Source organism: Vibrio hannami (assembly GCF_029589055.1).
Classification (GTDB): domain Bacteria; phylum Pseudomonadota; class Gammaproteobacteria; order Enterobacterales; family Vibrionaceae; genus Vibrio; species Vibrio hannami.
Map to the genome: position 1 here is coordinate 1519093 of NZ_JARQZP010000003.1, position 13963 is coordinate 1533055.

The 13963-nt window shown below is 42.5% G+C and carries 11 protein-coding genes; 5 read left to right on the top strand and 6 right to left on the bottom strand.

The genetic code is table 11. The features are described from left to right. The first annotated feature begins 345 nt into the window (after positions 1-345). From P7F88_RS08560 to P7F88_RS08580, 5 genes are all read left to right on the top strand, one after another. A complete protein-coding gene (locus P7F88_RS08560; RefSeq protein WP_277823709.1) occupies positions 346-1239 on the top strand; it encodes a LysR family transcriptional regulator in 894 nt (297 codons plus the stop codon). Positions 1240-1330: 91 nt separating this feature from the next. Further along, on the top strand, positions 1331-2368 hold the full coding sequence (locus tag P7F88_RS08565; RefSeq protein WP_277823711.1) for a linear amide C-N hydrolase: 1038 nt from the start codon (positions 1331-1333) through the stop codon (positions 2366-2368). 240 nt (positions 2369-2608) lie between these two features. Then, positions 2609-3499 (top strand): LysR family transcriptional regulator, encoded by an 891-nt coding sequence (locus tag P7F88_RS08570; protein ID WP_277823713.1) that lies wholly within the window; start codon positions 2609-2611, stop codon positions 3497-3499. A gap of 396 nt (positions 3500-3895) precedes the next feature. Beyond that, entirely contained in the window at positions 3896-4699 is an 804-nt protein-coding gene (locus P7F88_RS08575) for a hypothetical protein (protein WP_277823714.1), read from the top strand. Between the two features lie 205 nt (positions 4700-4904). Further along, positions 4905-5510: a hypothetical protein gene (locus tag P7F88_RS08580; RefSeq protein ID WP_277823715.1), complete on the top strand. Its 606-nt coding sequence runs from the start codon at positions 4905-4907 to the stop codon at positions 5508-5510. 348 nt (positions 5511-5858) lie between these two features. Here the strand turns inward: P7F88_RS08580 and P7F88_RS08585 are convergent, their stop codons facing one another. The 6 genes from P7F88_RS08585 to P7F88_RS08610 all read right to left on the bottom strand — a co-directional run bounded on the left by P7F88_RS08585 (position 5859) and on the right by P7F88_RS08610 (position 13961). Continuing rightward, entirely contained in the window at positions 5859-6452 is a 594-nt protein-coding gene (locus P7F88_RS08585) for a tyrosine-type recombinase/integrase (RefSeq protein ID WP_277823716.1), read from the bottom strand. 291 nt (positions 6453-6743) lie between these two features. After that, on the bottom strand, positions 6744-7136 hold the full coding sequence (locus P7F88_RS08590; RefSeq protein ID WP_277823717.1) for a hypothetical protein: 393 nt from the start codon (positions 7134-7136) through the stop codon (positions 6744-6746). Positions 7137-7561: 425 nt separating this feature from the next. Then, complete coding sequence (locus tag P7F88_RS08595; RefSeq protein ID WP_277823718.1) at positions 7562-8701, bottom strand: acyl-CoA desaturase; 1140 nt, start codon at positions 8699-8701, stop codon at positions 7562-7564. Positions 8702-8898: 197 nt separating this feature from the next. After that, a complete protein-coding gene (locus P7F88_RS08600) occupies positions 8899-10809 on the bottom strand; it encodes a methyl-accepting chemotaxis protein (protein ID WP_277823720.1) in 1911 nt (636 codons plus the stop codon). A gap of 209 nt (positions 10810-11018) precedes the next feature. Beyond that, the gene (locus P7F88_RS08605) at positions 11019-12392 is read right to left on the bottom strand and encodes an L-serine ammonia-lyase (RefSeq protein ID WP_277823722.1); all 1374 of its coding nucleotides are present in this window, start codon (positions 12390-12392) and stop codon (positions 11019-11021) included. A 12-nt stretch (positions 12393-12404) separates the two neighbouring features. Then, positions 12405-13961, bottom strand: a complete 1557-nt coding sequence (locus P7F88_RS08610) for a sodium:solute symporter family transporter (RefSeq protein WP_277823724.1) — start codon at positions 13959-13961, stop codon at positions 12405-12407. Positions 13962-13963 lie beyond the last annotated feature (2 nt).

Sequence of the window (13963 nt, forward strand, 5' to 3'; positions counted from 1 at the left end):
AGACCAAAGCCTAAGCGGAAGTGTTTAGGCTTTTTTGGTTTAACCAGCAACACTATATAGGAGATCACATATGCAAAGAGGTAAAAAATAATGCTAGTGAAATACAGTTTACAAAAACTTGGGCCCATATTTTTATACCAACAATTGTCACTGTGTTTGATTTCCGAAATTACGCATTGTACAAGCCGTCTTAAACAGATTGATACTGAAATATTGGTGTAAACGCCGAAAGGTGGCAAAGAAATAGAGTGACATAGATCAAGCTAACATAACTCTGTTTAATCTCTCTCGACTATTAAAAAGCATAATGAACGATGTTGACGTTCAATTTACTGGAGAGGGGATATGTTTTCTTATGAACTGCTGAGTTCTTTTTGTGCTGCCTACGAGGAAGAGAGCTATAGTCTCGCTGCAAAAAAAATTGGCAAAGACCGGACAACGATTCGCGAGCAAGTAAAAGCGTTGGAGGATACTTACGAAGTTGATCTATTCTTCATCGAGGGGAAGCGAGTGAAGCCCACTAAGAACGCGATACATTTATATGCTCATGCTAGGCATCTTGTAAATAGTTCCGATAAACTTCATAGTGCTTTCAGATACGTAGAAGGAGGCGAGCCGCTGACATTAACGATATACCATGACTCCGGCTTGTCTAACGTTTTAGCTCTAAAAATCGAACAAGAGCTTTCTCGAACATATCCTCAACTAAAAACTACATGGTCGCACACGGATAGGGACGATGCATTCCTAGCATTGCAAGACAAGATGAATGGCATAGCATTCATGCCTCATCTAAATGCCAGCCACCTACCACCCAAAGCTATAAGTTATTCGCATATCGGATATGGAAAATTAGGTGTCTATGTCGGGCGAAAAAGTAAGCTGAGGCATATCCAGAATTTGAGCTTTGGTGACCTCTCGCTCGAAAAACAGTATGCGTCAGCGGATCTGATTAATTTTTCTCCAGACCTTTTTATCGTCTCCTCTCAAATACATGTCGTCAGTAACAATGACATGTTGTTTGAAATGGTTAAGTATGCCGGCTGGATAGTAACACATAGAGAGCTTGCCGAACCATACGTTCAGCGTGGGGAGCTCTATGAAATTGAAATTGCCGAGCTAAGCAACAGTGCTAAGTTAGGACTATCAATGTTCTACTCTATGGATTTAGAGGACAGCCCTGTCGCGGACTTAGTTAAATCCATCGCAAAAACACACTACCAAGACTCTTTGAGCTAATGAACGAAAATGACGTTCATAATGCATTTTAATGAACCTCTATCTCTAACATAGAATATCGCCGTAACGAGAAACAAGTAAGGTAATTAGAATGAAATCAAAAGTATTAAATGCAGCAATTTGTGCGGTGCTCGCCACTGGAACTACCGCAACCGCTTCCGCTTGTACACGTGTAGTTTGGGACACTGCAGAGCATGGAACATTTGTTACTAGAACCATGGACTGGTTGGAAGCAACCTCTCCCACACTAAGAAACATTCCACGTGGCTCAGAATACAATGGACATCTTGAGTTCGAACGCTCTCATACATCAAAGTATGACGTAACTGGAATTACTACTTATGGCATGATTACTAATGGCGCAAACAGTGAAGGTCTTAGTGGAAATACATTATTTGATGACAATATGGATGCGGCAAAAGCAAGCTCGTCCGATGATATTGGCGTAGCTACCTACCTTACGCATATCTTATCTCAGTTTGCTAACGTTGCAGATGTTGTAAAATTTGTTGAAGCCTCCCCAGCTGTGTCTGAATCAGTACCTGGAGTACCCACTGATATTACGCTTCATTACAGCTTCCAAGATGTGAGCGGAGACAGTGCCATTGTTGAATTCCGCGATGGTAAAGCAAGAATTTGGCATGGCTCAGAATATAATGTAATGACCAACCAACCAGATTTCGAAGTGCATTTAACCAACATTGAAAGATCTCAGCGCGGATGGGGAGACAAAAGCTCACAAAACAGTCAAACCCGACTAATGACAGGCGGGAACATTAACGCTGAAGACCGCTTTATTCATGCAACCTATTTTGCAAGTCACTTAAAAGAGCCAACTAGCGTACGTAACGGTGTCGTAAAACTCGATGCGGTTCCTTTTAAGATACCTCATGATGCACCAAACCGACCGTTAAACGGTATTATGGCAGGCTATGCGACTGAATACACTGTCACTGAGCATTTGCAATCAGGTGAGACAATGGTTAGATACCAATGGGGTGATACGGCTTCTCAGTTCACATACAACGTTAAGCAAATACAAGACTCCGGAAAATCATTAGACTTCAGTATTAATACTGACGGCTTGTATGGCGATATCACACAAGCAATAGTGAGTTCCGCGAACTAATAATCTCAGGGTCCTAAAAAGCCTGCATAATCGAGCTTTTTAGGACCCTCTTTCATTAACTCCACCTTTACCGCTCTCAGATACCCCATCAGAGTACCTCACTTCAGACAGGGCTGTTGAGCACCTACAAAATCTACAACGACACGAACAACGATTTTAACCAACAAGAATGACTTGCGATCATGACAACCTCACCATAAGCCAGTATCTTATTCATATCTAAGACTATAAGGTGACTCCATGATCTCCATTGAACAGATTCATGCGTTTGCTCTGGTTTATCAACACGGCTCATACAGCGCTGCTGCGCGTGCGGTACATAAGGAACGTAGTACGATAAGGGAGCAAGTCGTGACCTTAGAAGATATTGTCGGAGTAGCGCTGTTCCAAATTGAAGGACGAAAAGCAAAGCCAACCGATGCCGCCCACCAGCTCATCTCTCGGGCAACCAACTTAAGTAAACAAGCCAAAGATTTTGAACTCACCGCTTTCTCCTTGCTCGATGAGCCATTAGAAAAACTGATCGTCATGCATGATGACCAGATCCCAACTGCCTGGCTGAGTTCTGCCATTATCGAGATTAAACAGCATTTTCCTCAACTAGCCATTTACGTCACCTACGCGTCAAGAGAGTACGCTTATGATTGCCTTGAAAAGAGCGAATGCCATATAGCAATCATGGCCACCGAAGACTCGCCAAGAACGCAAGCTCGAATTGACACGCACTATATTGGTAACTTGGCTCTTGGTGCCTATGTGAGCCCAGATTCTCCTTTCGCCGAACAAGATATCGTGTCGATTGAGCAACTAAGGCTCGAAACGCAGTACGAACTGTCCCAAACGAGAGAAGGCGACTTGGGCTGCTTTCGCGTCTCAAACACAATTGAAAAAATAAGTTCACTCAGCCTTGCCACTGCTTTACTCACTCAAGGCGGTTGGATAGCCTTATCCTGTTCGTTAGCAGAACCTTTAGTCCAGCAAGGCCTTCTCCGACAACTTACCTTGAACGAAGCGACGCGCAATTATATGCGAGGTGTTTGTCTGTTTTTTGGCTTAACCAGCAATAATAGAGACGAAATTCGCTTTGCTTTGGATTGTTTTAATAGACATGCTCATCCATATTTAGTGTGAATCAAAATGCCGACCTACTCAGTCGGCATTTTGTCTTTTCTTATACCACAGTAATTTACCACCAGCCTTTTGTCGGTAATCACCTACACCCGTTTCTCTACTCACCTCACTACCTCTATAGCGGCAACTGAGTTTTTTTGCAAAGGGTGACCTAAATCAACATTTGATTCATTGTCCTAGCAAGCTAACCGACTGACCTAAAATGCAAAGCTAAACACAGGTCGGATTGGTTAAATAGTCATGGTTTCAGTACTACTGATATTCGTAACGTAAAACGATGTTCAATCGTTACTTTGTGCAGTTCGTACTATCTCCAAGAACCAATAAAAAACTATGCAGGGACGCGCCTCCACTCACAGAAGGGATGTTTGACAAGTATTGATACAAGGTAAAACAATGAAAAAAGCAACGCTTACCACTGCGTTACTCTTGGCAATTTCCGGCGCTGCCATTGCTTCGGAACAAGAGCAAGAGAGTGAAGTCATTAACCCTTCTGATCTAACGCGCGTTTATACTCAAGCCGCCGTTTTCCTAGATTCCGATGCGGACGTACGAATGTCTGGAATGATGACAGGCGCATGGTCAGAAGACATTCAGTTTGCTGGCTTTGCAGAAGGTACATTTGGCAACGATGATGCAAAAATTGATGGCAAACATAAGCTTGGAACCGATTATCAGAAAGGTCGCGCACAGTATTTTCAAGTCCATGCACTAGATAACTCTCTGTTGCCTCGTATCGGCTTCTCAACAGATTTGATCCACCAAAACGGCGAAGCGGGTACGGCTAAAGATTCTGGTTTAAAAGATACTACTTTGTTCTCAGCAGGTGTGATTGGTCTGATTAACCCTGCTTACACGTTCGGGGCGAAAGTTTTCCCTAATATTGCATACACAACAGGCCAGGTATTTGGCGAAAGTGCCGAAGGGTACATGTTGAATATGTTCCTTACTCAAGAAATTGGCGATTCTGGCAGTTTTATTCAGTTTTCACCCGAATACTTCAAAGCAGAAGGTGATGTGGTATCGATGGAATCAAGCAAGCTAAACTTCTTTGTTAGTGCACCAACTCGCTCAGATCGTACTCAATGGCTGATGACTCGTTTTGAATACGGCTCAGCCGATGTTGTTTTGCCTGACGGCACTGAAATAAACAATGACCCTGAGCTGCGTGTCGAAATCGGCATGAAGTGGTTCTTCTAATTAACAGCCCAAAGAGAGTAGATTTTATATCAAGCTACTCTCTTTATTAACAACAAGGCACATTCAGCGATGCTCAATAACCATGTTGCCATTTTAGTCGTTTTCATTGTTGTGCTATCACTACCTATTATCTTTTCTCGGCTGAATCACCACTCGGTAAGCCCAGCCAATATTGAAAGAGAGTTGAGCCAAACTGAGTTACACCATGTTTACACCTTACTGTTCGAGCGTTGAGCATTATTGTTCTCGCACTACTCAGGTAAACATCATTAACCCAACAGACAATACAAAAACCATGATCATAAAACGCCCTGAGCTGACAGATATTGTCACACTCTTTCAGGAAAATATTGCTCATGTTAGGGACGACACAGTAAAAATTTTCCCCAAAGAAAAATACCGTATTACACAATGTCTAGAACCCAATAATCTGGATATCGTGCTAGGATACCGACCATTTCTAAGAAAAGCCCTCAACTTTATAGTCGATAAACGAATAGGTGTGCTTTTTCCACTACACAGAGCTAAAAGTCCGGGAAGGCCCAAACTCCCTCTTCCTATCGAACTTACCCGAGCAGAACAAGCTTTAATCGATGACTACCAAGCGCTATCAAACGCATGTCTTGAGCTTCAGTTGATCCCACTAACACCTCGGCAACTTTGGGGTAAATATCACAATCCAATAAAAGCCAAAGTCGGTCGTAAACCATTAAATAAAAACAGAAAATCCAAAGAGAGCTGCTCAAGCTTAAGTTGCAAGAAAAAATACAAACGCTTACCAAGGCAATCTCGTAATTCGCCGCATAATTAATAAATTATCGTGAGAATAGCTACGTCCATTTATTTCGCGTGGGAATTCGTTTTCTATGTCACTGCCAACAAGCTATTGTGTATAGACTGCGTTGTTCTATAGGTTATTTCAAATTGAACATCTCCCCATTTTACTTTGTTTACAATGAACACGACTATGAATCACACCACCAGTTACTACAGGAGGATAGTCGATTCAGTTCAGGTTTCTTGTTGGTTTTTTCGTACACTGCGGAAACCGAACTGTAGCAATGTTCGGCTTTTTGTATTTTAACTTCGGAAAGATATTGGATAAGAATCAAAGCAAGAACGATATAAAATCTCGCTTATTTTCAACACGGTAGGTACATCATGACTCTATATTTTCTGAAATGTGAAGAGCATCTTCAATTTCAACGCCTAAGTAACGAATGGTGTTATCAAGCTTTACATGCCCCAGCAAAAGCTGGACTGCTCGGATGTTCTTTGTCCTAGCATAAATTAACGTCGCTTTGGTACGCCGCATGGAGTGTGTACCATACATCGATTCGTCATATCCTAGTGCTTTTGCCCACTTTCGAATCGTTTTGGCATAATAGCTGTAGCTTATTGGTTTACCTTCTTTCCTAGGGCTTGGGAATAAGTAATCAGAAGCTGTTAAGCCACTAACAACAAGCCATTGTGTGATGGACTGTGCTGTTCTGGAAGTGATCTCAAACTGAACATCACGCCCCGTTTTGCTCTGCCTGAATAGCACTCGACTTTGAAGCACACCTCCGCTTGATATGTCTCTTACTTTCATCCTCAGCAAGTCGCAAGATCGCAATTTGCAGTCAATGGCTAGATTAAGCAGTGCCAACTCCCGAATGTTACCTTCGAGTTCTAACCGTGTGCGGATGCGCCAGATATCTTCCAGTTTAAAGGGTTTTTTCTGTCCCGTTGAATGGCCTTGTTTCGTTGACATAGGAACCTCCTTCTAGTTTACGAAAAGGCCTAGATAAGAATAGCAGCAAAGATGAATTGAGCCTTAAAGGAACATAATTATTCAAGTCTTAGTTTGCTCCGGATAGTTAAGTTTCCCTAGGTGTGAACAAGTAGGGAGTTTTTACTCTAAGCAATAAAGGGGCATTTCCTAGTCACCAAGTCCTTGCTTGCTCTTGTGAACACTAAACAATGATGTTGCTGTGAGAACAAAGTTAGTCAGTAATATGTTACTGACTAACTGTTCACGATGATTCATCCTGAGTAGTGTTTATTAAGCCCGGCCAAAAGCTTTGAGAAAGTTTTTGGGGTGTTGGTGAAACCTAACATGCTCGATGTGATTAACTCTCCTCTTTCCCTTAAAGGGCGGAGCAATGTAGCCCCAATTAGCACACCTTGAGAAATATATTACATAATCAATCTGAGCATCCTGCCATTGGTCAGTAACAATGGTGTTTTCATCAAAGCACTCTACAGACTTTACTTGAATACGGTAGAATTTGCTCCCATCAGAAATGAGTACATCTGTCTTCATACCATGATCGATCATGGGCATAAATACTTCCCAGCCATCTTGTAATAGCCAGCTTGCTAATAGGGTTTCGTAAGAGATACTTTTATAGTGTTTTTTTGCTTCAGAAGAAGTGTGGAGTGTTTTTAAAGGCATAGTAATATCCTAATTACATGCTGAGTGTCTTTTTAGCACAAGACAGTCAGCGAAGTCTCCCTTTGGAGGGATAACTTCAATTAGGATTCACAATGGCTCTTTTGAGGTCTCATCAACTGGTAATGGGAGCTACCCCTAGTCTTCTACCTACTTGGTTACTTAGACTATTAATACTAGTGTTCACGTGTCGTGAGTGAATCAACTGGTTTCATTAAAATTAAACCATAATTTGTAATTCGTCAAAGCTGGATTTGAGGAGCATCTTTATCTGGTAAACACTTATAACGTCTAGTAGAGCAAATGCGTACAAACTAAAATTAACCAGGCATTAGTCCAACTCATTTCAGGGCATACCAATATAGACAGCCTGCCAGACCTAAATACATCATTACTTAGATTCTGACAGGCAGAGAGGGTGAAGTTAATTAGTTATATGAATATCGTCTAAGTGAACGCTGCCAAATCTGCCTTTGCTTTTCAAGATTCAGTTTCGCTTGCTGATATCTCACCTTAAGCACCGAGTGCTCATATTTTTTCACTATGTCGCCTTTCTTACTTCCAAGTAGTTGTCTCTTCACTTCATAATATTCTTCCAAAACATGCACAAATGAATCGAAGTCTTTTTGCAGTAGAGACAACACCTTAGAAGATCCGGCACGGCTTTGAATTTTTTCCTGAGCCTTACGCATCAGCATAGATGCCTTAGCTCGTTCAATCTTAATGCTCGGGGTTTTTCTTAGCTTGCTCGTTAAACCAACCCAACTACCGGCTTTTATCAACCATTTAGTCGGATCGTAATCCCACCAATGAATACCGTTCCGATAATCGTTTTCAAAGATATGGTGGAAGTTATGGTATCCCTCACCAAAGGTGAAGAAGGCAAGGATTCCGTTATCACGGGCAGTATTTTTGTCCGTGAACGTCTGGCTACCCCAGATATGCGCCAAAGAATTAATAAAGAAGGTACTGTGATGACTCAGTGTAAGACGAAGAGCACCTACAATCAGAAACATTCCGAGAATGTCTCCATGCAAAACTCCCAAACCCAACGGAATCAGAATATTGGTAGCTAAAGCGAGCGATACATAATGTTTGTGTTGCCACATCACCACTTTATCTCTTTTTAGATCTCGGCAATTCTTGTAGTCGTTATGCTTTGAACCGTTGTAATCACGAATCATCCAACCTATATGCGAAAACCAGAATCCCCTTTTGGCTGAATAAGGATCTTTCTCGTTGTCATCAACAAACTTGTGATGCATACGATGATCAGAAGACCAGTGAAGAGCACTATTTTGTAGCGCAAAAGCTCCTCCCAGCGCGTAAAGCACCCTTAATACAACATGCGCTTCATAAGCCTTATGGCTCCACAAACGATGATAGCCAGCGGTAATGGAAAGGTTTGTGAAACTAAAAGCGACTAAAAGCCAGATTAGGTGCTCCCAACCATATCCATAAGCAAATCCATATACAGGCGTAACAATAACGGCCAGCCCAAGGCTTGCAGCAAATATAATGATATTTAGCCATATTAATGGCGGCTTTGTATTATTGGCAGAGTCCATAAGTCAGTTTCTTTTATTCGGCTTACACTTGTACGCCAAGATATCAGCGTACACGTGTAAGTCAAACGAAAAAATCGATCTTACGGTGAACTTTAGAATTCGGTCACGGGATAGAAAAAGGGCCCAGTCTGTTGAACAAACTGGGCCCGCTATTTCTTCAATTGTTGGGTACTATTAACGTTAAGCGTTAAACCGGCTTATACCTTAAATCGGGATATCAGTCCGGTTAGCGAACCGTTAGAGCGTGAAACCTGCTCCGTAGCTGCAAGTACCTCTTGCCCACTTGCGGCTAACTGTTCTGCGATTTCCTTAATCCGGTTGATATTAACGCTCACTTCTTCAGTAACGGTACGTTGCTGCTCTGCTGCCGTTGCGATATTAGAGTTAGAATCTTCCAGGCCAATAATATGGTTGGTGATTTCACTGATCGACTCCAGAGCATTCTGTGTCGTCGATACCGTACTATCAAAATTAGACCTGGTATTGTCCATCATTTCGACAACCTGGCCAGAACCGTTATTCAAGCTATCAAGCATATCACTGATCTCTTGAGTGCTCTCTTGCGTGCGTGCTGCCAGAGCGCGAACTTCATCTGCAACGACAGCAAAGCCTCTACCCGCCTCACCTGCTCGAGCAGCTTCAATTGCGGCATTCAATGCCAGCAGGTTAGTTTGCTCAGAAATAGACTGAATAACATCCAGTACGCGAGTGATCTGCTGCGCTTCTTCATTCATATTGACTGCTTGATGAGATGCACTATCCAGCTCACCCGCAAGACCAGACATGTCGGAAGAAGTACTTGAGATAGCCTCGTGTGACTGGTTTGCCAGATCACTCAGATCGTGAGCCAGACCTGCGCCTTGCTGAGCACCTTCTGCAACAGATTCTGCCGTTGAGCTCATCTCTGTTACCGCAGAAGCAACTTGCTCTGTTTCGCTCTGATGGCTTAGCAAAATATCTCTGTTGTTCTGTGCCACAGCTTCTGCCTGATTCAAGCCTGACTCAATTTCTTTTGAAGCTGTAGTTATCTGAACAACCAGTTCTTGAATATTCGAGATAAATTCGTTGATAGATGAAGAGATAAATGCAAGGTCATCTTTGCCGTTAACTGGCAATCTTTGTGTAAGATCAGCATCGCCAGATGCTAAGTCACCCACAATCGCCTTTAGACGATCTATTGGCTGATAAAGTTTCCGCATCACCACGAGCATCACCAGTCCACCAAGAACTACAGCGATTACCGCAAATAGAATTGTGTTAGACGTCTCTTCACGTAGCGCAGAATAAAGATTGTCTTCATCTACCATAATCAATAATGTAAAACTTTGATCACGGTTTAAGCTAACCTGTTTGAAGTAACCAACACGGTGACTGCCCTCAAGGGAGTAGTAAACAACACCACTATCCTGATTGCTCATCGCATTTTGAAGCTCAGAAAGCTCACTAGAGAACTCTCTTAAAGTAGAGCCAACCTGTTGAGAATTGTAACTTGCCAGTACTTTCAGGTTTTGATCCAGAAGTAATGCACGACCACCATTAAAATCTATCTGCTCAACTTTTTTCAGTACAGTATCTAAGCTTAGATCCCCAAGTAAAACACCGGTTTGTTTGCCACCTTGTCTTACAGCAACGGACAAACTGATCACCTGTTTCTTAGTCTCGGTATCTTCATAGATTTCAGTGATATAAATATCATTGGAGTTCACCGCTCCCTGATACCAGGGCCTCGACGTTGGGTCAAAAGCAGATAAGGGATACAGTTTGATCTCACCATTTGAACTCAAAATCGTCGGCTTACCATTAGATGCATAGGCCACATTCATAAACTCAAGGCTATCGTTAAGCAATAACAGCAGCTCGTTAATTTCACCATCCGATGGGTCTCGCTCCAGCCTCTCTTTAGCGCTATGAAGACTGCGAAAGTGCTGCTCTAACCAGGTCTGAATTGCCTGGGATTCATAACTCAGTGTTGTTTCACCAAGTGTGGTAACTCCATTGTCAATCAACCTTTTCTTCGATTGATAGCTAAGAGTTGAAGCGACGATAAGTGCAATCGCCAGAATCAACAACATCGACATATTTAGTCGCGTTCTAAATCCAAATGACATAATAAGGGGCTCTTAAAAAGTAATAAAATCAATAAGTAGAATAAAAATCGGATAATGAATAAATATAAACTTTTAGTCAATATTCATTTTGAAAATAGTATAAGGAGAGGCTTATGTATTGAATGTATTAGAGAAATATCACTTTTGGCAGCAACATTTAGGTCATGTTACTGCCATTTTAATCAACTAAGTTAGAGACTAGGTCGTCTTTATTCACAAGGAGGCGCGAGGTGGATTGTCTCTGCCAACCCGCCTAGTGATGTCTCACGGTATTTCTTATTCATATCTTTACCGGTTCGGTACATGGTATCGATAACCTTATCGAGAGATATCAGACATTTACTCGTGCGTTTCAACGCCATACGAGAAGCATTTATCGCCTTCATTGCGCCCATCGCGTTTCGTTCAATACAAGGAACCTGAACCAGACCACCAATTGGGTCACAAGTCATTCCCAAAGAGTGCTCCATTGCAATTTCAGCAGCAATACAGATCTGTTCATTGCTGCCGCCCCGTAGTGCCGTTAAGCCAGCCGCGGCCATAGAAGATGACACTCCGACTTCACCCTGACAGCCAACTTCAGCGCCGGAAATCGATGCATTCATTTTATAAAGAACACCAATAGCACCAGAAACGGCTAGGAAGTCCTTAATCTGCTTAAGGTCGAGCTCTCGAATAAAGCGGTGGTAATACATTAGCACCGCAGGAATCACACCAGCTGCACCATTGGTAGGCGAAGTTACCACTTGCCCACCTGCTGCATTTTCTTCACTAACAGCAAAGGCAAAGGCATTAACCCAATCAAGGATTTCCATAGGGTCAGCGGTTAGCCCCTGATTCGCTTCCAGCTTTTTCAATAATGCTGGAGCACGGCGGGTTACATTCAGGCCACCATCAAGAATGCCTTCGGTTTCCAACCCTCGGTCAACGCAGTTCGACATAATATTCCAGATTTGTTCTGCCTTTCTGTCGATTTCTTCATTGGTATGAAAAGCCAACTCATTACGGAGAATTAAACCACCAAGACAATAACCATTCTCTTCAGCCTGTTTCAGTAGTTCCTCTGCGGAGTGATATGGAAATTCCAACTCTGTTTGTTTCTGGCCATTTGGATTTTTCAGCTCGTCTTCGGTAGCGATAAATCCACCGCCAATCGAGTAATAAACCTCTTTGTCGAGCATTTCACCGTCTGTACCAAACGCAGAAATACTCATACCATTTTCATGCATCGGCAAGTTGTCTGTATGAAAAATAATATCTGCTTGTCTGTCGAAGCTGATTTTCTTCTCTCCACACAACATTAGACAACTTTCAGAAAACGAGTCGCGCATCAGCTTATTAGCAGAAGGAATATCAATGCAGTCCGGGCGGTTCCCCATCAATCCAAGAACTGTTGCTCTATCCGTATGGTGCCCACGACCGGTCAAAGACAGCGAACCATAAAGATCAACTTGTACTTTAACAACCGTATCCAGAAACGGTTTTATTTTTTCAGCAAATTGATAACCCGCGATCATTGGGCCATTTGTATGGGAGCTGGAAGGTCCAACACCAATTTTATAGATATCAAAAATCGATAACATGCTAATAACTCACTAAGACAAGGCTGATAGTAGCCAATCCGGAATAAAAAAACAGGAAACAACAGTAAGAGCAGCGAACACCAGAAGCATCAGCTGACTCATGTCAGGTTTACAATATAAATCTTTCTGCGTATCTATAAATTTTAACTGACTTTCGCTATTTTTTCCCCATAAAAGACTAGTAATTAAACCTGACACAACAAATACTACTGTCCCGATTGGTGCGAACCAGGGCCAGGACACACCTTCAGTACGGCAAATATAGATAGCAACAATACTCAATAGGCTACCGATGATAATTCCTTTCTCGTTGGCCTTCTCAAACGCAAGCCCCAGTACAAACGAACCCAAACGAATTCCCACAAAAATGGATGTCATACTGGCTACGGATTTAAGTACAGATTCATTCGATATGGATAACAGCGCCGGAACAATCACTATACCCGCCGCAACAAGGCTCAGCTTTCTCGCAACACCGTCATAATGTGCACTTGCAGCGCTATCATTCAGAAAACGTTTATAGATGTCGAAAGTCGCCACTGTCGCTATAGAGTTGTAGGTTGAATCGAGGGTAGACATCGCTGCGGCAGCAATAGCAGATATAATTAAGCCGATGACTATCGGATTAGTATGATTGAATACAAAATCCAGAATGATGTTGTTGCTGTTAGTGAACTCCTGACCTTGATAAAACACAAACAGTAGGATACCTATCACACTGAAAAATAGATAAATAACGAAGGCGCTGTAACCAACCAGTAGCATGGACTTTTGCGCATTTTTAACGTTCCTGGTTGCCAACGTTCTTTGGATAATCAGCTGATTTGAGCCGTAAACACTCAGGTGCAGGAAAGCAACAGCAAACACACCAGCGAATAGTGTTGTATCTTTTTGCAGCGTAACGTCCAGGTTAACGATCGCCATTTTTTCCTGAATCTGAGGAAGACTTGCAGCAATGGAGTTTCCGTCAATTCCCCCAAGCAAGATATAAAATATCGCTGCGCACCCTACAAATAACACCACAGACTGCAGCATATCTGTCCAGATGACCGTTGATATCCCCCCGGCATAGGTATAAAGCGCCGTAAACAGGGATATGTAGATGATCGCTTCTTTTACCGTCACCGGTAATACCTGCACCATTATCAGAGATACGCCATATAGAATAATCCCAGCGGAAATACACTGAACCAGGATGAATACAACTGAATTGATCGTGCGTGCGACAATGCCAAAGCGCATTTCGAGATACTCGTATATCGAGGTAAGCCCTAGCTTGTAAAACACCGGTATAAAAAACACCACAGCAAAGAAAATGACGATCGGATAGTTTAGATGAATGGATAACGCCTGCATCCCGGTAGAATAAATCCACCCGGGCATACCCAAAAATGTCATCGTACTTATGTACGTTGCCAGAATAGAGATACCAGCAGTAAACCAACCGAACTGCCTGTTTCCGGTTGAAAAGTCCCCGCGAGCTTTACTTTTTCGGTTTACCCGATAACTGATAAACAGCGTAGTAAGCAGGTAAAGCCCCATGACAACAAAACTTGAATACGTAACCATAT